Origin of the sequence: Luteitalea sp. TBR-22 (assembly GCF_016865485.1) — a bacterium.
Classification (GTDB): domain Bacteria; phylum Acidobacteriota; class Vicinamibacteria; order Vicinamibacterales; family Vicinamibacteraceae; genus Luteitalea.
Genome location: NZ_AP024452.1, coordinates 5,871,082 through 5,888,130 on the forward strand (window position 1 = coordinate 5,871,082; position 17,049 = coordinate 5,888,130).

The window sequence follows — 17,049 nt, forward strand, 5'->3', positions numbered from 1 at the left end:
CGAGGAGGCCAAGCCGACGTGTCCATCGAAGACAAGTACGACGAAGTACGTCACCTGATCGCGATCGGGAAGGAGAAGGGCTATCTCCTGTACGACGAGGTCAGTGAGGTACTTCCTGCCGACATCACCTCGTCGGCCGAGGAACTCGAGGACCTGTTCAGCACCTTCGGCAACGCCGGCATCGAGGTGGTCGAGTCCGAGCAGAAGTACCGCGAGGACAAGATGCTCGACCGCCCGGACACGGGCGAGGAGCCGGAACTCGACCTCACGCCGGGGGCACTCGACAAGACCAACGACCCCGTCCGCATGTACCTGCGCGAGATGGGCACCGTGCCGCTGCTCACCCGCGAGGGCGAGGTGGAGATCGCCAAGCGCATCGAGCGCGGCAAGCTGGCGGTGATCAAGTCGATTTCGCGCACGCCGACCGTCGCCAAGAAGATCCTGGAGATGGGCGAGCAGCTGAAGGAAGGCAAGCGCACCATCCGCGAGATCGCCATCTTCACCGACGAAGAAGTCACCGAGGATCGCCTCGAGGAGCGGGCCCGCGAGGTCCTCAAGCAGATCGAGTCGGTCAAGAAGGCGATGCTGGCCTTCAAGGCCGCCGAACAGAAGTTCGTCGCGATCAAGAAGGGCAAGACGAAGGCGGAACTCGGCAAGTGGCGCAAGGCGCGCTGGTCGATGCTCCGCAAGCGCGTCGCGATCTCCAAGTGCATCCGCCGGATCGAGTTCACCGAGGCCGTCAAGCGCCGCCTGATCGAGGAGATCAAGGAGCAGGTCGAGGCGGTGCAGAAGGTGCAGCGCGAGGCCGACCACATCGAGCGGCAGGTCAACCCGACGGCCAAGGGCCGGAAGGTGAAGCTGAAGGAAGAGGAGAAGAAGAACCTCCTCAAGCGCCAGAAGGACCTGCGCGCCGCCGTGCAGCAGATGTCGGCCGACCTCGAGGAGACGCCGGAGCGGCTGCGCCACACGCTCGAGACGATCTACCGCGGCGAGGTGCAGGCCGAGCAGGCCAAGAAGGAACTGGTCGAGGCCAACCTGCGCCTCGTGGTGTCGATCGCCAAGAAGTACACCAACCGCGGGCTGCAGTTCCTCGACCTGATCCAGGAAGGCAACATCGGCCTGATGAAGGCCGTGGACAAGTTCGAGTACCGCCGCGGCTACAAGTTCTCGACCTACGCGACGTGGTGGATCCGGCAGGCCATCACCCGCGCGATCGCCGATCAGGCGCGCACCATCCGCATCCCGGTGCACATGATCGAGACGATCAACAAGCTGATCCGCACCTCGCGTGCCCTGGTGCAGGAACTCGGGCGCGAGCCGACCTCCGAGGAGATCGCGCAGCGGATGGACATCCCCGTCGCGAAGGTCCGCAAGGTCCTCAAGATCGCGCAGGAGCCCATCTCGCTCGAGACTCCGATCGGCGAGGAAGAGGACTCGCACCTCGGTGACTTCATCGAGGACCGCAACATCGTGTCGCCTGCCGAGGCCGTCATCAACCTGAACCTCAAGGAACAGACCGATGACGTGCTGAAGACGCTGACGCCACGCGAGGAGCGCGTGATCAAGATGCGCTTCGGCGTCGGCGACGGCAGCGAGCACACGCTCGAGGAGGTCGGCCAGAACTTCGCGGTCACCCGCGAGCGCATCCGGCAGATCGAGGCCAAGGCGCTGCGCAAGCTGCGCCACCCGTCGCGCAGCCGCAAGCTGAAGGCGTTCCTCGAGGGACGCTCCTGAGCACGCCGTGATGCGGCGATGCCGAATGCCGGAAGGCTGAAGGCATAGGGCGCCTCGCCGGAGGCGCCCTTTCTGCTTCTGTCGATCCGCTCGACGGTGCACAATGCTGGCGCCACCGACATGGATCCCGTCCTCCTCTTCTTCCTCTTCGGCCTGGCGGCGGGTCTGCTGCGCTCCGAGTTGCGCCTGCCGGCAGCCGCCTACGACCTGGTCAGCATGCTCCTGTTGCTGTCCATCGGGCTGAAGGGGGGCGTCGAGATCGCGCACCAGTCACTGGCGATGCTCGCGGGGCAGGCCTGCGTGGTGATTGCGATGGCCATGCTGTTGCCCATCATCGGGTTCCAGGTCCTGCGCACGCTCGGGAGGCTCGGGCGCGCCGACGCCGCCGCCATTGCCGCGCACTACGGCTCGGTGAGCGTCGGCACGTACGCCGTGGCCGTGGCGTACTTCACGCGTCGCCAGGTCGCCTTCGAGCCGCACATGTCGTTCCTGCTGGCGATCATGGAAGTGCCGGCCATCGTCGTCGGCATCCTGCTGGCCAGGGGGCTCGCCCGGACGCCGGCGCTGGGTACGCTGGCGCGCGAGGTGCTCCTCGGCAAGGGCATCGTGCTGCTCGCGGGCGGCCTGGCCATCGGCTGGGCGAGCGGCGCCGAGGCGCTCGCGCCGGTCACGCCGCTCTTCTTCGACCTGTTCAAGGGCTTCCTGGCGCTGTTCCTGCTGGAGATGGGCCTGGTGACGTCGACCCAGATCGGCGCCCTCCGCCAGCACGGTCCGTTCCTGCTGGTGTTCGCCATCGCGATGCCCCTCTTCTCGTCGGTGGTCGGCACGGCAGTCGGGCTCGCGCTCGGCCTGTCGCTCGGCGGCACGGCCATGCTGGCCACCCTGGCCGCGAGCGCGTCCTACATCGCCGTACCGGCGGCCATGCGCGTCGCCGTACCGGAGGCCAACCCCACGCTGTCGCTCGCCGCGTCGCTGGGCGTGACCTTCCCCTTCAACATCCTCATCGGCATCCGCCTCTATCACGCGCTGGCGATCAAGGCGACGTCGCTGGCGGCGCTGGCCCGGCCATGACCCACTCCAGGCGCACCCTGCTGACGATCGTGACGGAAGCGGCGCTGGAGGCCGCGCTCGCCGAGGACGTGGAGCGCCTCGGCGCCCACGGGTACACGGTCGCCGACGTGCGGGGCAAGGGCAGCCGTGGGTACCGCGGGGCCGGATGGGAGGAGAGCCGCAACATCCGCATGGAGGTCGTCTGCGACCGCGCCACCGCCGAGACGATCGCGGCGCACGTGCGGACGAGTTATTACGACAACTACGCGATGGTGCTGTTCATGACCGAGGTCGAGGTGCTGCGGCCGCAGAAGTTCTGAGGGGCAATCTGGCAGAATCGTCGGCATGCCGGCCCTGACGCGCTTTGCCGCCTCCACCTTCGCCCTGCTGCTGCTCCTCGCGATCCCGACCTTCGCTGCCGCGCAGGCGCCCGATGCGGCGGTCGTCGCGAAGGCCCGCGCGATCCACGAGCGGGTCATCACGCTCGACACGCACGTCGATATCAACCCGCGCAATTTCGTCGCGGGCCCCAGGGACTACTCCACCGCGCTCGACACGCAGGTGAACCTGCCGAAGATGGAGAAGGGCGGCCTCGACGCGGCGTTCTTCATCGTCTATGTCGGCCAGGGGCCCCTCACGCAGGCCGGGTACGACAAGGCCTACGCCGATGCGATCGCCAAGTTCGACGCCATCCACCGGCTCACCGAGGTGATCGCGCCCAAACGCATCGGGCTGGCGACGACATCTGCCGAGGTGCGGTCGATCGCCGCGTCTGGACGCAAGGTGGCGCTCATCGGGGTCGAGAACGCGTACTCGCTCGGTACCGACCTGTCGCGCATCGCCGACTTCCAGAAGCGCGGCGCGCGCTACATGTCGCTCGCGCACAACGGCCACAGCCAGTTCGCCGACTCCAACACCGGCGAACGCGAGGGCTGGAAGCACAACGGGCTCAGCGACCTCGGCAAGCAGGCGGTCGCCGAGCTCAATCGCGTCGGCATCATGATCGACCTGTCGCACCCCTCGAAGCAGGCCAACCTGCAGGCCATCGCGCTGTCGAAGGCGCCGGTGATCGCCTCCCACTCGGGGGCGCGCGCCCTCGCCGATCACTCGCGTAATCTCGACGATGAGCAGCTCGAGGCGATCCGGAAGAACGGCGGCGTGGTGCAGGCGGTGGCCTTCGACGGCTACGTGAAGATCAAGCCGGCCGACTCGCCCGAGCGCGCCGCCGCCGTCGCGGAGGCCCGCAAGGGGATGCCGGCCGGTGGCGTGAGTGCCTGGACCGACGAGCAGTTCGCGCAGTTCCGGGCGCGGATGGCCGAGGTGAACAGGAAGTTCCCGCAGCCGCGCGCGACGGTCGCCGACTTCGTCGACCACATCGACTACCTGGTGAAGAAGATCGGCATCGATCACGTCGGCATCTCGTCGGACTTCGACGGCGGCGGCGGCGTCGACGGCTGGAACGGCGCCGAGGAGACGTTCAACGTCACGCTGGAACTGGTGCGCCGCGGCTACACCGAGGAACAGATCGCGAAGCTGTGGAGCGGCAACCTGCTGCGCGTGATGGACGAGGTGCAGGCCGTGGCGACGAAGCTGCAGCAGGCCACCAAGTAGCGGCCGATCACCGAGCACCGACGCGCATGGCTGCCCGGACACCGCTGCCCGAGCACGTGGAGGCACACCGGGACCGGCAGTGGTGCCGCGAGGAGTCGCGCCGCGTCGGCACGCCGGGCGAGGCGGAGCGCTTCGTCGAGCGGGCGGGATTCGCTGCGTGCCTGACCGACGCGCGCCGCCCCGGGCCGTCCCTGTACGTCGCCGTCTGCGGCCGACGCGACGCGGTCCTCCCCCGCAACGTCCAGCACGACGCCGAGGCCTCCCTCGCCTGGCGCCTCAAGGACGAGGTCCTCCGCCGCGGACAGGCCTATTACGCGAAGCTCGGGCGAGGACGCGCGATGTTCGTGGCGCCGCGGCTCGTGCCCGCGTTCCACGCGCTGTGGGGCGTCAGGAAGGCCGACGAAACGCGCCTGCTCGGGGGCGACGCGCGCGCCGTGCTCCGCGTGTTGCGGGCCGAGTGGGAGATGGCCACGGCCGACCTGCGCGAGGAGTCGGGCGTGCGCGACGGCAAGCGCTTCGCCGCGGCGATGGACGCGCTGCAGGCGGCGATGCTCGTGGTGCCGAGCGAGGTGCTGTACGAGCCGCGGTTCACCTACATCTGGACGCTCGCGGTGGGGCGCTTCCCGGCGCTCGCCCGCAGCCGCATGTCGCGCGAGGCGGCGCTCCGCGAGGTGGCCCGGGCCTTCCTCGACGGCGCCGGCATGACCGTCCGCGGCGAACTCGCCCGCGTCGCCGGCCTGTCGCGGCAGGACGCCGGCCTCGGCAACCGCGCGCTGGTGGCCGACGGCACGGCCGTGATGCTGGGCACCGGCGTCTACGCCCTGCAGCGAATGGCGGACGCCGGGCACTGACGCGCGGCTAGCGCGGGCGGCCCGGTTGCATCGAGACGGCGACGCGGTTGCACGTGGCGCGAGCACCGGCGGCGTCGCTGAAGGTCACGCGACCTTGCGCCAGCGCATTCACGAACGCGCCAGTCAGCCTGATCTCGCCGTCAACGCTCGCGGCTCCACCCTCCCCGGCCGCGCCCGCACTGATGGCCAGCCCACTTGCGGCACGCGCGGCACCGTCGTCGGGCGCGCTGCCACGCAGCGAGCCCTCGACGGCGAAGAGCTCCGAGCTGAAGGAACGCGTCGCGACGCGCAAGCGCAGGACGAGGTCGGTGCCGGGACGGTCGCTCCTGAACACCCAATCCTCGCCGTCGCGCGACACGGTGCCTGCGATGGTGATCCGCTTGCCCGCCGGCGGCTGGCCCGGGGGACTGCAGCCGGGCAACTGCGGGTCGCCGCCGACCGCGTCCTCGCCCGACACTTCCAGGGTGTAAGCGCCTGGCTGCAGGCCGGTCTGGAGACCCGACGGCAGGGTGGGCAGGATCGCCGGCGACGAGCCGCCCGAGCAGGCTCCGCACGCCACGAGCGCGACCGCGCCGAGCAGGCCGACACGCCTCGCGGCCCGGCGCGCGCGCCGATGTGGGTTCACCTTGGCACCATGCTCCACATGATGACTGACGCGTGCTGATGAGGTCGGGTCCCTTGGCGTGGCTCGGGTGTCGCGTGAGGGCCGCAGGGAGGAACTGGCGTTTTCTGGCACAATCGCGGAGCCGCCGTCCGGTTCGCTCCGGGCACGTGGCGCACCGAGGGGGCCCATAGCTCAGCGGTCAGAGCCGCCGGCTCATAACCGGCCCGTCCCAGGTTCGAATCCTGGTGGGCCCACTTCTCCTCGCTTCGCTCGTCGAGTGGGCCCACCGGGCTTCAGGCCCTCCGGCTCCGGTCCTGCGGACCTCGCCTGCGGGCTCGAATCCTGGCCTTCACGCCCCTTCCCTCGTCGAGTGGGCCCACCGGGCTTCAGGCCCTCCGGCTCCGGTCCTGCGGACCTCGCCTGCGGGCTCGAATCCTGGCCTTCACGCCCCTTCCCTCGTCGAGGGGGCCCACCGGGCTTCAGGCCCTCCGGCTCCGGTCCTGTGGACCTCGCCTGCGGGCTCGAATCCTGGCCTTCACGCCCCTTCCCTCGTCGAGTGGGCCCACCGGGCTTCAGGCCCTCCGGCTCCGGTCCTGCGGACCTCGCCTGCGGGCTCGAATCCTGGCCTTCACGCCCCTTCCCTCGTCGAGTGGGCCCACCGGGCTTCAGGCCCTCCGGCTCCGGTCCTGCGGACCTCGCCTGCGGGCTCGAATCCTCGCACGTACGCCACGCTTCCCTCGTCGAGGGCGCTGCCGTCTGGCAGGTGGGACGGCCACGATTGGCAGACAGAAGATCGGAACCAAGCTGACTTCTGGCGTGGCGAGGGCCTCGAGGCGACCTCTCGATTCGCGCTAAGTGCGGCAGATGAAGGTGTTGTCGACATGCGCCGAACTGAGCCGTTCTCGGAACGCTGATTGCAGCCATCGTTGGATTCGTTGCAGATTCCTTACCGCTACGAAGGGGACGAGTGGCAGATGTCCGGTCATTCGATCACGCAGCGTCACGAAAACGACAAGGGAGCGAGATGAAATTTCAGGTTCTGGGACTGGTAGTCGTGGGGCTGCTGGCCGGGCAGTTCGCGGATTCAGCGTCAGCCGCCACGATCGTCGGCAATTGTGGTCCGGCCTCAGACACGGCGACGGGTATCGCCGAGCCCTTCGCCGAGTGTCAGCCGTTCGATTCCAGCCTCGGCACGCTGACCGGAATCACATTCTCGATGTCTGCGAGGTACTCCGGCTCTTTTGTCTTCTTGAACCTGGGCGGCGTACCGGGAACTCGGACCGCCGGGACGGGGGTCATCAACATACAGCTGTTCGACGACTACCGTCTGTACCTCGATGACTTCGATGAGATCGACATTCCTGAGACGACGCTGCAACCCGGCGAACGTTTGACCGTGCCGTACGACGCGACTGCGATGGCAAGCGGCTCCATCGCGCCGGTCGAGTTCAGCGAGTTCGTCGACTTTCCATTCGGCATCGGGGCCATGATTGGGGTGATGAGTCTGCCGTCGGACATCGGCGAGTGCAGTTTCATAGGTCAGCCCGAACTCTGCATCTTCACTCCAGATCCGGAGATCAGTGTGACGCTGTCCGGGGCCTTCACGTACACCTATGATCCTGTCGTCGTCCCCCCTGTCCCCGAACCCGGGATCCTTGCGCTGCTCGGGCTGGGCGTGACAGGCCTCCTGCGGCGCCGGAACCGCAGCGCGGCCTGAGCTCGTCACGCAAGCCCCAGGAGCCCGGCCATGCGCCGGGCTCTTTTCTCGCGGGTGGCGGCAACCATCAACGGTGACCTGACTGCCGTACCCGGGCACGCCGCCGGCACGTCCAATCGCATTCCCTACGCCGGCGCCTTCTCCTTCAGGGCGGCGATGCGGTTCTCGAGGCGACCGGGCGTGTGGCAGTTCCGGCACGTCAGGTTGGTCGTCGCCGCGATCGAGGGATTGGCCTTCCACTGTTGCGCGAGCGACGCGTACGGGGTGTCGGCCAGCAGCGTGAGCATCTTGTCGAGGTATCGTGCGGCGTCCTCGGTGCGCCCGGTGCGCTGCGCCGACTGCGTCACGCCCGACAGGACCTCTCCCCGGTGATGCACCGGGAGCTTTTCCATGTCGGCTTCCTGTTCCGTCCAGAGCCGCGAGTAGTTGTCGTAGGCCAGTTGCCAGGCAGCAGCCCGCTTGTCCTCCGGCAGCCGATCGGCAAACAGCGCCATCGTCCCCCCGGTGATGGCCTTGACGCCGCCGTTGCCGGACGTCGCCCTGCCGGCCTCCTCGAAGCCGGCGAGCGCTGCGGCGTAGTAGCGAGCGAACGCGTCAGGTTGCCCCGCCTCGTGCGCGAGCACGGCTCGATACACGGCTGCCCCCGACTTCCACGCGAGCAGGTTGGGCCGTTCCTCAGGTCGTTGCTTCAGCAGCACCTCGACGTTCCGCTCGGCCCGCTCGAGGCGCGGCATGTTGTCGCTCCGCCAGCCCGCGAACATGTCCTCGCGCACCAGCGTGTGCACCGACAGCCGCGTGTCGGAGAGCACGTCGTCGGGCGACTGTGCCGACGGGGCAGCGATGACTGCGACAGCGACGAGCACTCCGAAGAGCAATCGCATCGGCACCTCCTGTCCTTCGATGGTGGAGCCGGTATCATACGACTCCCGAGGAGACACGACCATGCCGAGATCGGCGGCGAGCCTGGCGCTCGCACTCACCCTGCTGTCGGCGACGGCCCTGCGCGCCCAGCAGAAGGACGTCTTCGATCGCGTCGAGCACGGCTACGCGGTCTCCGACGCGGGCGTGAAGATCCACTACGCGTCCCTGGGCAAGGGGCCGCTGGTCGTGATGATTCACGGCTTCCCGGACTTCTGGTACTCGTGGCGCCACCAGATGGCCGCTCTGTCGGCATCGTTCCAGGTCGTCGCGATCGACCAACGCGGCTACAACCTGAGCGACAAGCCGAAGGGCGTGGAGGCGTACGACATGCGCCTGCTGGTGGGCGACGTCGCGGCCGTGATCCGGCACCTCGGGCGCGACAAGGCGACCATCGTCGGGCACGACTGGGGAGGGATGGTGGCATGGCAGTTCGCGATGACGCAGCCGGCGATGACCGAGCGGCTGATCGTCCTGAACCTGCCGCATCCGCGCGGCCTCGTCCGCGAGTTGCAGACCAACCAGGAGCAGATCAGGAACAGCGAGTACGCCCGCACGTTCCAGCGCGGCACGCCTGCCGATCCCGCGGTCTTCTTCGGCCAGCCGATGACGCCGCAGACCCTCTCGGGATGGGTGAAGGACGTCGCCGCACGCAGGCGCTACGTCGAGGCATTCGAGCGGTCGGACTTCGACGCGATGCTCAACTACTACAAGGCCAACTACCCGAAGGCCTCGGGACCGGACCTGCCGCCGATGTCCGACCTCCCGAAGGTGAAGGCTCCCGTGTTGATGTTCCACGGCCTCGGCGATCGCGCGCTGCACGCCAACGGCCTCTCGGGCACGTGGGACTGGGTAGAGCAGGACCTGACGCTGGTCACGGTGCCCGGCGCGAGCCACTTCGTGCAGCAGGACGCCGCCGACCTGGTCACGTCGACGATGACGTGGTGGCTGGCGATGCGGAAGTGACGCCACGGCCAGCGGTGCCGCCGCGCACGCGCTCCGGCACTCGCGAGGGGCGCCGATGACGCGATCGATCGCGTGGGGCGTGGGGGCGGTGATGACGGTGCTGGCGCTCGCCGGCGTCGGCTGGCTGGTGTCGCGCGGCCAGGTGACGTTCGAGTCCCCGGAGCGCCAGGGGCCGCCCGCGCTGATCGAGAGCGGGCGCGGTGCGCAGTTGTGGCTCGCGACGCGGCAGGTGGAGACGCGGTCCTATCGGCTCCCGCGAAGCCGGACCTGGATCCTCGAGACCCGATACCACCTGCGAGTGCAGGCCCACGCGCCGGAGACGACACAGCGCACCTGGATCAAGGAACTGGCACTCGTCATCGAGCGCAGCAACGATCGACGCGTGGTGAACGCCGGCCCCGTCCGCCTGCTGGGACAGGAACGCGACGTGGTCTGGGTCTGGGCGCACGACCAGTTGCTGGCGCTGTCGGCCGATGACGCCAGCGTGCGGGCGGATCGCGCGCGCCTCGAGGCGGCCAATCCGTCGCTGACCGGCCTGTTTCCCACCAGCCTCGACGAGGTCGCGTGGTTCGGCGGGATGGTCGTCACGCTCGTCGACGGCCGTCGCGTACGCCTCACGCTGCCCGACTTCCGCGCCGAACCCTGGACGGTGCCGGCGGGCCAGGAGCGTGCCTTCGACCGCGCCGCGTCGATGAGCCACACGTATTGGGGCGGCGCGTACACGACCGCGGACTTCGGCGTGCGTCACACCGTCGCCGGCGGCCGCTGGGTGGGCCTGCTCAGCGAGCGTGAGGCGCGCGACGCCGAGGACGACGCCAATGGCGACAACTTCGCCGGCTCCGAGTGGATTGTCGACGAGGGGCGCCTGGCCCGTCGCGGCTTCTGGCTGGCCACGTCCCTCGGCCGCACGCCCGCACGTCGCGCCGCCCCCGAGCCGCGGCTCCAGCGCCTCGAGCGACTGCCCGGGACCGGCGACTACCTGCAGGGCCGCATGCTCAAGGGCCCGCGAGCCGCTGGCGAGCCCGAATGGCAATGGCGTGGCGTGAGCGCACGCCCCGCGCCGCGCGAGCCGCTTCGTTTCGCCGACCAGGGAGTGCTCGTGCTGTTCCGCACGCGCCTCGATGAGCAGGGGCAGTTGGGGATCGCCCGCACGACGGCCGACTACCACGAACGGTGGCGGGTCCTGCTGCCGATCGACGAACTCCAGAATCGCTGGCAGGTCGGTGACCGCCTGGTGCTCATGGGATCGGCGCCTGGCGCGGCAGGAAGCGGCGGCGCACGCCGTCGGGAGATCCTGCTGACGCTGCACGGCCATACTGGCGGGTGGTCAGGCTGGGACGTCGCCACGGAGCGCGCGGTTTCGCCCAATCCCTGAGTCGCCGGACGGCTGCCCCGTGGGCCGATCCCGCCGCCCGTCTGCCTGTCGCGATTTCGCGTTGCTGCTGAGTTGGCTCGACACCGGCGCCGTGCGATGCTCGGCTGGCCCATGCGCGTCACCGCGCCGCGCACCTCGATGCGGGTTGGCTGCGGTGTGCCGTGAGCGAACGAAAGGAGTGTTCCCATGCGCACCAGCGCCCGGATCGTCGTCTCGCTGACGCTGCTGTCGACCGTGCCGGCAACCCGGGCGGGCGCCCAGGCCGATGCCCAGCCGACCAGCGGCTCGCACAAGCACTATGAGGCGCCAGCGACCACGGCGGCGCAGCCAGGTCCGAACGGCGAGATCGCGCCGCGCCTGCAGAAGCTCGGCACGCACACCTTCCCGGTGAGCACCACGCGCCCGAGCGCACAGCGCTTCTTCGATCAGGGCCTGAGGCTGGCCTATGCGTTCAATCATGCGGAAGCCCGACGCGCGTTCCGTGAAGCCGCGCGCCTCGACCCGGGCCTCGCGATGGCCTACTGGGGCCAGGCGCTGGTGCTCGGCCCCAACATCAACGCGCTGATGGAGCCCAACGACGAGCCGCACGCCCTCGAACTCGTCAGGGAGGCCCAGGCACGCAAGGGTCGCGCGACGCCGCGTGAACGCGCGCTGATCGATGCCCTCGCGGCCCGCTACTCGGGGACGCCGGATCACCGCGTTGCCAACGACCGGGCGTACGCCGACGCGATGCGGCAGGTGCAGCGGCGCTTCCCTGCCGACCCCGACATCGCCATGCTGTATGTCGAGTCGATGATGGACCTGCGCCCGTGGGGCTACTGGATGCCCGATGGACGCCCGCACGAGGGCACCGCGGAGATCGTCGCGCTGACCGAGCGCGTGATGCGCGCGCACCCGAAGCATCCGGGCGCGTTGCACATGTACATCCACCTGATCGAGCCGACCGCCACGCCCGAGCGCGCCGAGCGCGCCGCCGACGTCCTGCTGACCCTGATGCCGGCCGCCGGCCACATGGTGCACATGGCCTCGCACATCTACCAGCGTGTGGGGCGCTACGCCGACGCGATGGAGAGCAACCGCCTCGCCATCGCCGCCGACGAGGACTACATCACGCAGTGTCGCGCCCAGGGGCTCTATCCCATGGGGTATTACCCCCACAACGTGCACTTCCTCTGGTTCGCGGCCGCGGCAGATGGCCAGAGTCGGGTGGCCATCGAGGCCGCCCGCAAGGTGGCCGCACGCATCGACGACGCGCAGTTGGCCGGGATGCCGATGCTGGCCGGCTTCCGAGTGGTCCCCTACTGGGCGCACCTCCGGTTCGGCCGCTGGGCGGACATGCTCGCCGAGCCCGCGCCGCCCGCGACCAACGCGTTCCTGCGCGGCGCATGGCACTACGGTCGCGGGCAGGCGCTCGTCGCGACCGGCCAGACCGACGCCGCGGAGCGCGAACTGCGCATGCTCGAGGCCCTGTTGCCGGACAAGGGCCTCGACCAGCCGCTGTTCTCGCCCAACACCGGGCGCACGATCCTGTCGATTGCGCCCGCGATGCTCGGTGGCGAGATTGCCGCCGCACGCGGCGACTACCCGACGGCCATCGCACGCCTCGAACACGCCGTCAGGCTCGAGGACGCGCTCGTGTACACCGAGCCTGCCGAGTGGCACTCGCCGCCGCGACTCGCGCTCGGCGCCGTGCTGCTCGAGGCCGGTCGCGCCAGCGAGGCCGAGACCGTCTACTGGGAGGACCTGAAGCGGAACCGCGACAGCGGCTGGGCGCTGTTCGGGCTGCACCAGGCCCTGCGCGCGCAAGGCAAGGACGATCAGGCCGCGATCGTGAAGGCGCGCTTCGACAAGGCGTGGGCACGCGCCGACCTCTCGCTGACGTCGTCGCGCGCCGGGCGCCCGGCGCGTGCGGCCGCCGCGACCGGCGCCCAGCCGTGACAGACGTCCGCGCCGTGCTCGCGTGAGCGTGTAGCCGTCGCGCTTGCGCGACGGTCAGTGATGAGTCTCTCGGATCGCGCGTCCGGCAAGCCGGACGCCTACGACCGTGGCGTCGCCGCGGCCGCGAACGTCCTCGCGTAGGTCATCCAGTCGTCCAGCGACACGTTGCCACCGCAGATGACCAGGACGACGTGGTCGTCCGGGCCGAAGCGGTGGCGCATCCGCCGTGCGGCGGCGAGGGTGCACGACGCGGCGAGCTCGGTGTTCAGCTTTGTTCGCTCGAGCAGGAACCGCGCCGCCTCGAAGGCCTCGCGGTCGCTCACGACCACGTGGCGTTCCGCGTGCCGCTGCATCACCGTGAGCGCATCCTCGGCCACGTACGGGGCACTGAGCGTGCGCGCGAGCGACGTCGGCGTGAACGGCACCACGCGGCCGGCCGCGAGCGCGGCGCCCATCGCGTGAGCGCCCTCGGTCTCGACGCCCCACACGCGAATCCCGGGCACCAGCGCCTCGAGCGCGACGGCGATGCCGGTGATCAGCCCGCCTCCGCCGATGCTGATCACCGCGTCGGTCACCTGCGGGACGGCTTCGTGGATCTCGAGGCCGATCGTGCCGACACCCGCCATCTGATGCGCGTCGTCGAAGGGGTGCAGCAACCGGGCGCCTGCGGCACGCAACGCCTCCGCGCGCGCGAAGACCTCGGGGAACGTCGGCGAGAGTTCCACCGTGGCCCCGTACGCCCGTGTGGCCTCGACCGATGCCCGTGGCGCCGTGTCGGGCATGCAGATCGTCGTCGGCGCGCCGAGGGTGCGACCGGCATCGGCAAGGGCCTGCGCGTAGTTGCCGCCGCTCACGCCCACCACGCCGCCGGCCCGCTCGTCCGGCGCCAGCGAGAGCAGCTGGTTGAAGGCGCCGCGAGGCTTGAACGATCCGGTCCGCTGGAAGAGCTCGCACTTCAGGTACACGTGCGTCCCGAGTTCGGTGCTGAGCGTGCGGCTGCGCTCGAGGGGAGTCCGTCGGACGTAGGGCGCGATGCGTGGGCGCGCGGCGAGGATGTCGTCGAGGGTGATCATGGCGCGGCGAACACGAACAGCATACCGGCCTTCGGGTCCTTCACTGACGTGCCCCTGACCGTCGCGCAGGCGCGACGGCTACGTCCGGACACCTGCCGTCCGCGTGTGCTGCGGGCAACCGGCATCTCGGCATGCGCACAATCGATAAGATTGAGGCCATGTCGCGTGAGGTGGTGCTCGGAATCGACGTGGGGACGTCGGGCGTACGCGTCGCCGCCGTGGACCGCGCGCTGCAGGCGCGGGCGATGGCCGCCGTGCCGATGCCGCCCCCCGCGCAGGCCGACGGGCGTTCCCGACAGGCTCCGGCGACGTGGTGGGCCGCGACGCGCGAGGCCCTGGCGCGCCTCGACCTGTCCGGCCTCGTCGTGCGCGCGATCGCCGTGGACGGCACGTCGGGCACCATCCTCCCCGTCGCCGCCGATGGCACGCCGCTGGACGATGCCTCGATGTACGACGAGCGGGCGCCGGGCGCCGCGGTCGAGGCCGTGGCCGCCGTGGCTCCCGACGACACGGCCGCGCGCAGCAGCGCGTCGCCTCTGGCGCGAGCCCTCGCGTGGGGCGACCGCCAGGCGCGGCTGCTGCACCAGGCCGACTGGATCGCGGCGCAGTTCACCGGTCGGCTCGGTCTCACCGACGAGAACAACGCGCTCAAGACCGGGTACGACCCCGTGCGCCGGGCCTGGCCCGACTGGATCGCAGGCACGGGCCTGGACATGACGCGGTTGCCGGCGGTCGTCCCTGCCGGCACAGCCGTCGGCCACGTCCGCGCCGACCTGGCGACGCAACTGGATTTTCCTGACGACGTGGTCATTGTCACCGGCACGACGGACGGCTGCGCCGCGTTCCTCGCCAGCGGTGCGTCGGTCGCCGGCGACGGCGTCACCTCGCTCGGCACCACGCTCACGCTGAAGCTCCTCTCCGACCGACCCGTGGTCGATGCGTCGCGGGGCGTGTACAGCCATCGCCTCGGCGATCGCTGGCTCGCCGGGGGAGCCTCCAACAGCGGCGGCGCCGTGCTGCTCGCACACTTCACCCGCGAGCGGCTCGTGGAGCTCTCTGCGCTGCTGGCGCCCGATCCGCCCACCGGCCTCGACTACTACCCTCTCTGCCGCCCCGGCGAGCGCTTCCCCATCAACGACGCGTCGCTGCCGCCGCGCCTGTCGCCACGACCGTCCGACGACGCGACGTTCCTGAAGGCGATGCTCGAGGGCATGGCGGCGATCGAGGCGCGAGGCTACGAGGCGCTGGCCTCGCTCGGCTCGACGCCGCTCCGGACGATGCGTACGGTGGGCGGCGGCGCGGGCAATGCCGCGTGGACGGGCATCAGGACACGGCACCTCGGCGTGCCCATGGTGGCGGTCGACAGCGAGCACGCCGCCGTCGGCGTCGCCAGGCTCGCCTGGCAGGGCATCGGCCATGCGTGTTGATCGCCTGTCGTCCATCGCGGCGCAGTTCGATGGCGTGTTGCTCGACCAGTTCGGCGTGTTGCACGACGGCCGCGCCCTGTACCCGGGCGCGCTCGAGGTGCTGGAGGGCCTGAAGGCCGCCGACACGCCCGTCGCCATCCTCACCAACTCGGGCAAGCGCACCGCCGCGAACCGCGAACGGCTGCTCGCGATGGGTATCCCGCGCGACACGTTCACCGACGTCGTCACGTCGGGCGAGTTGGCGTATCACGCGCTGATGGTCGGCTTCGAGACGACCGGCCGCGCCCCGTACGCCTTCATCGTCGGCACGCCTGGGGAGGACTACGGCTTCGACCTCGTGCCCACGGTCGACGATCCGCGCGAGGCCGACGTGCTGCTCTTCCTGGGTTCCGACGCGCCGCGCACCTCCCTCGACGCCTATCGCGCCCGTCTCGCCGGCGTCCGCGCGCCGGCGATCTGCTGCAATCCCGACCGCTGGCGCATCACGCGTGAGGGCCTGCAGCCCGGCGCAGGCGCGATCGCGGAACTGTACGAACAGATGGGCGGTCAGGTGACGTGGGTGGGCAAGCCCTATCCCGAGATCTACCTGAACGCCTGTTCGGAACTCGGCGGTGCCGCTCGCGTGCTGTGCATCGGCGACAGCGCGGAGCACGACGTCGCCGGTGGGCGCGCCGCGGGCCTGGCCACGATGCTGGTGATGACGGGGGTCTCGGCGGGCCTCGACGGCGAGCGCGTGGAGCCACGCCCCGATTACTGGATGGAACGACTGCGATGGTGAACCTGGATCAGTTGCGCACCCTTTCGGCGCGTGTCGGCGCCGACCCACTGCTGGTGCAGGCGGCCGGCGGCAACACCTCGCAGAAGGACGGCGACGTGCTGTGGATCAAGGCGTCGGGCACGTGGCTGCGCGACGCCGCCAGCCGCGACGTGTTCGTGCCGGTCGACCTCCCGGCCCTGCGAGACGCGCTGCGGCAGCGCGATCCGGCGGCCGACGCGTGCCAGCCGTTCGTGCGCGCCGACCTGAACACGTCCGGCCTGCGGCCCTCCATCGAGACCAGCGTGCACGCCCTCATGCCGCAGCGCGTCGTCGTCCACGTGCACTGCGTGAACACGATTGCCTGGGCGATCCGCGCCGACGCGGAAGCCGCGCTCGCGACGCGCCTCGACGGGTTCGACTGGGCCTTCGTGCCGTATGCGCGCCCGGGCCTGCCGCTTGCCGACGCGATCGCGCCGCGCCTGCGTCCGGGCGTCGACGTGCTGGTGCTCGGCAACCATGGACTGGTCGTGGCCGCCGACTCGGTGGGCGCCGCCGAGGCGCTGCTCGAACGGGTGGTCGGCACGCTGGAGCGTCCCGCGCGAGAGCTCACGCTGCCCGACGTCGACGCGCTCGAAGCGATGTGCGAAGGCACGCGCTACCGCCTGGCGGTCAGCGACGACACCCATGCGCTCGCGACCGACGAGCACGCGCTGGCGATGGGCGGCGCGCACGTCCTCTATCCCGACCATGTGGTGTTCCTGGGAGTGGGTGTCGCCACCGACCTGGCGAGCGACGCCACCCTCGTCGCCGTGCCCGGCGGCGGCGTCCTGGTGCGCGACGATGCGAAGCCCGCCGCGGAAGCGATGGGCCGGTGCCTTGCCGACGTCCTGCGCCGCGTCGAGCCCGGCACTGCGCTCAACCAGCTCGACGCCGCCCAGATCGATCAGCTGATCAACTGGGACGCCGAGAAGTACCGGCAGGGGTTGACGTCTGACGTCTGACGTCTGACGTCAAACGTCAGACGTCAA

Annotated in this window: 15 protein-coding genes and 1 tRNA gene; 13 read left to right on the top strand and 3 right to left on the bottom strand. The window is 70.2% G+C overall.

The features are described from left to right. The first annotated feature begins 18 nt into the window (after positions 1–18). The 5 genes from rpoD to TBR22_RS24190 all read left to right on the top strand — a co-directional run bounded on the left by rpoD (position 19) and on the right by TBR22_RS24190 (position 5,246). On the top strand, positions 19–1,734 hold the full coding sequence (rpoD, locus tag TBR22_RS24170) for an RNA polymerase sigma factor RpoD (protein WP_239490403.1): 1,716 nt from the start codon (positions 19–21) through the stop codon (positions 1,732–1,734). A gap of 120 nt (positions 1,735–1,854) precedes the next feature. Beyond that, positions 1,855–2,805, top strand: a complete 951-nt coding sequence (locus tag TBR22_RS24175; protein WP_239490404.1) for a sodium-dependent bicarbonate transport family permease — start codon at positions 1,855–1,857, stop codon at positions 2,803–2,805. Then, positions 2,802–3,104 (top strand): hypothetical protein, encoded by a 303-nt coding sequence (locus tag TBR22_RS24180; protein WP_239490405.1) that lies wholly within the window; start codon positions 2,802–2,804, stop codon positions 3,102–3,104. Before TBR22_RS24175 ends, TBR22_RS24180 begins: the two co-directional genes overlap by 4 nt. A gap of 25 nt (positions 3,105–3,129) precedes the next feature. Then, positions 3,130–4,395 carry a dipeptidase gene (locus TBR22_RS24185; RefSeq protein ID WP_239490406.1) on the top strand — a complete coding sequence of 422 codons (1,266 nt, stop codon included), beginning with the start codon at positions 3,130–3,132 and terminating at the stop codon, positions 4,393–4,395. A gap of 26 nt (positions 4,396–4,421) precedes the next feature. Then, positions 4,422–5,246 carry a hypothetical protein gene (locus TBR22_RS24190; RefSeq protein WP_239490407.1) on the top strand — a complete coding sequence of 275 codons (825 nt, stop codon included), beginning with the start codon at positions 4,422–4,424 and terminating at the stop codon, positions 5,244–5,246. 7 nt (positions 5,247–5,253) lie between these two features. On the opposite strand, the gene TBR22_RS24195 is transcribed toward TBR22_RS24190, so the two are convergent. Then, a complete protein-coding gene (locus tag TBR22_RS24195; RefSeq protein ID WP_239490408.1) occupies positions 5,254–5,871 on the bottom strand; it encodes a hypothetical protein in 618 nt (205 codons plus the stop codon). Positions 5,872–6,031: 160 nt separating this feature from the next. On the opposite strand from TBR22_RS24195, the gene TBR22_RS24200 reads away from it, so the two are divergent. Both TBR22_RS24200 and TBR22_RS24205 read left to right on the top strand, forming a co-directional pair. Then, positions 6,032–6,104: transfer RNA gene (locus tag TBR22_RS24200), tRNA-Ile, on the top strand. Between the two features lie 770 nt (positions 6,105–6,874). After that, positions 6,875–7,567 carry a choice-of-anchor E domain-containing protein gene (locus TBR22_RS24205; protein WP_239490409.1) on the top strand — a complete coding sequence of 231 codons (693 nt, stop codon included), beginning with the start codon at positions 6,875–6,877 and terminating at the stop codon, positions 7,565–7,567. Positions 7,568–7,692: 125 nt separating this feature from the next. On the opposite strand, the gene TBR22_RS24210 is transcribed toward TBR22_RS24205, so the two are convergent. Beyond that, positions 7,693–8,448 (bottom strand): hypothetical protein, encoded by a 756-nt coding sequence (locus tag TBR22_RS24210; protein WP_239490410.1) that lies wholly within the window; start codon positions 8,446–8,448, stop codon positions 7,693–7,695. A gap of 61 nt (positions 8,449–8,509) precedes the next feature. On the opposite strand from TBR22_RS24210, the gene TBR22_RS24215 reads away from it, so the two are divergent. The 3 genes from TBR22_RS24215 (at position 8,510) to TBR22_RS24225 (ending at position 12,764) form a co-directional block, all read left to right on the top strand. After that, positions 8,510–9,451 carry an alpha/beta fold hydrolase gene (locus tag TBR22_RS24215; protein WP_239490411.1) on the top strand — a complete coding sequence of 314 codons (942 nt, stop codon included), beginning with the start codon at positions 8,510–8,512 and terminating at the stop codon, positions 9,449–9,451. Positions 9,452–9,506: 55 nt separating this feature from the next. Beyond that, on the top strand, positions 9,507–10,826 hold the full coding sequence (locus tag TBR22_RS24220; protein ID WP_239490412.1) for a PA2928 family protein: 1,320 nt from the start codon (positions 9,507–9,509) through the stop codon (positions 10,824–10,826). Between the two features lie 186 nt (positions 10,827–11,012). Then, a complete protein-coding gene (locus TBR22_RS24225) occupies positions 11,013–12,764 on the top strand; it encodes a hypothetical protein (RefSeq protein ID WP_239490413.1) in 1,752 nt (583 codons plus the stop codon). Positions 12,765–12,862: 98 nt separating this feature from the next. Here TBR22_RS24225 and TBR22_RS24230 read toward each other — a convergent pair whose 3' ends face one another. Beyond that, positions 12,863–13,837 (bottom strand): threonine/serine dehydratase, encoded by a 975-nt coding sequence (locus tag TBR22_RS24230; RefSeq protein ID WP_239490414.1) that lies wholly within the window; start codon positions 13,835–13,837, stop codon positions 12,863–12,865. A 131-nt stretch (positions 13,838–13,968) separates the two neighbouring features. On the opposite strand from TBR22_RS24230, the gene TBR22_RS24235 reads away from it, so the two are divergent. The 3 genes from TBR22_RS24235 to TBR22_RS24245 are packed head-to-tail and all read left to right on the top strand — an operon-like array spanning position 13,969 to position 17,022. Then, positions 13,969–15,264: an FGGY-family carbohydrate kinase gene (locus TBR22_RS24235; protein WP_239490415.1), complete on the top strand. Its 1,296-nt coding sequence runs from the start codon at positions 13,969–13,971 to the stop codon at positions 15,262–15,264. Continuing rightward, on the top strand, positions 15,254–16,042 hold the full coding sequence (locus tag TBR22_RS24240) for a TIGR01459 family HAD-type hydrolase (protein ID WP_239490416.1): 789 nt from the start codon (positions 15,254–15,256) through the stop codon (positions 16,040–16,042). The genes TBR22_RS24235 and TBR22_RS24240 overlap by 11 nt, the downstream gene beginning before the upstream one ends. Then, on the top strand, positions 16,036–17,022 hold the full coding sequence (locus tag TBR22_RS24245; protein ID WP_239490417.1) for a class II aldolase/adducin family protein: 987 nt from the start codon (positions 16,036–16,038) through the stop codon (positions 17,020–17,022). The genes TBR22_RS24240 and TBR22_RS24245 overlap by 7 nt, the downstream gene beginning before the upstream one ends. Positions 17,023–17,049: the final 27 nt, after the last annotated feature.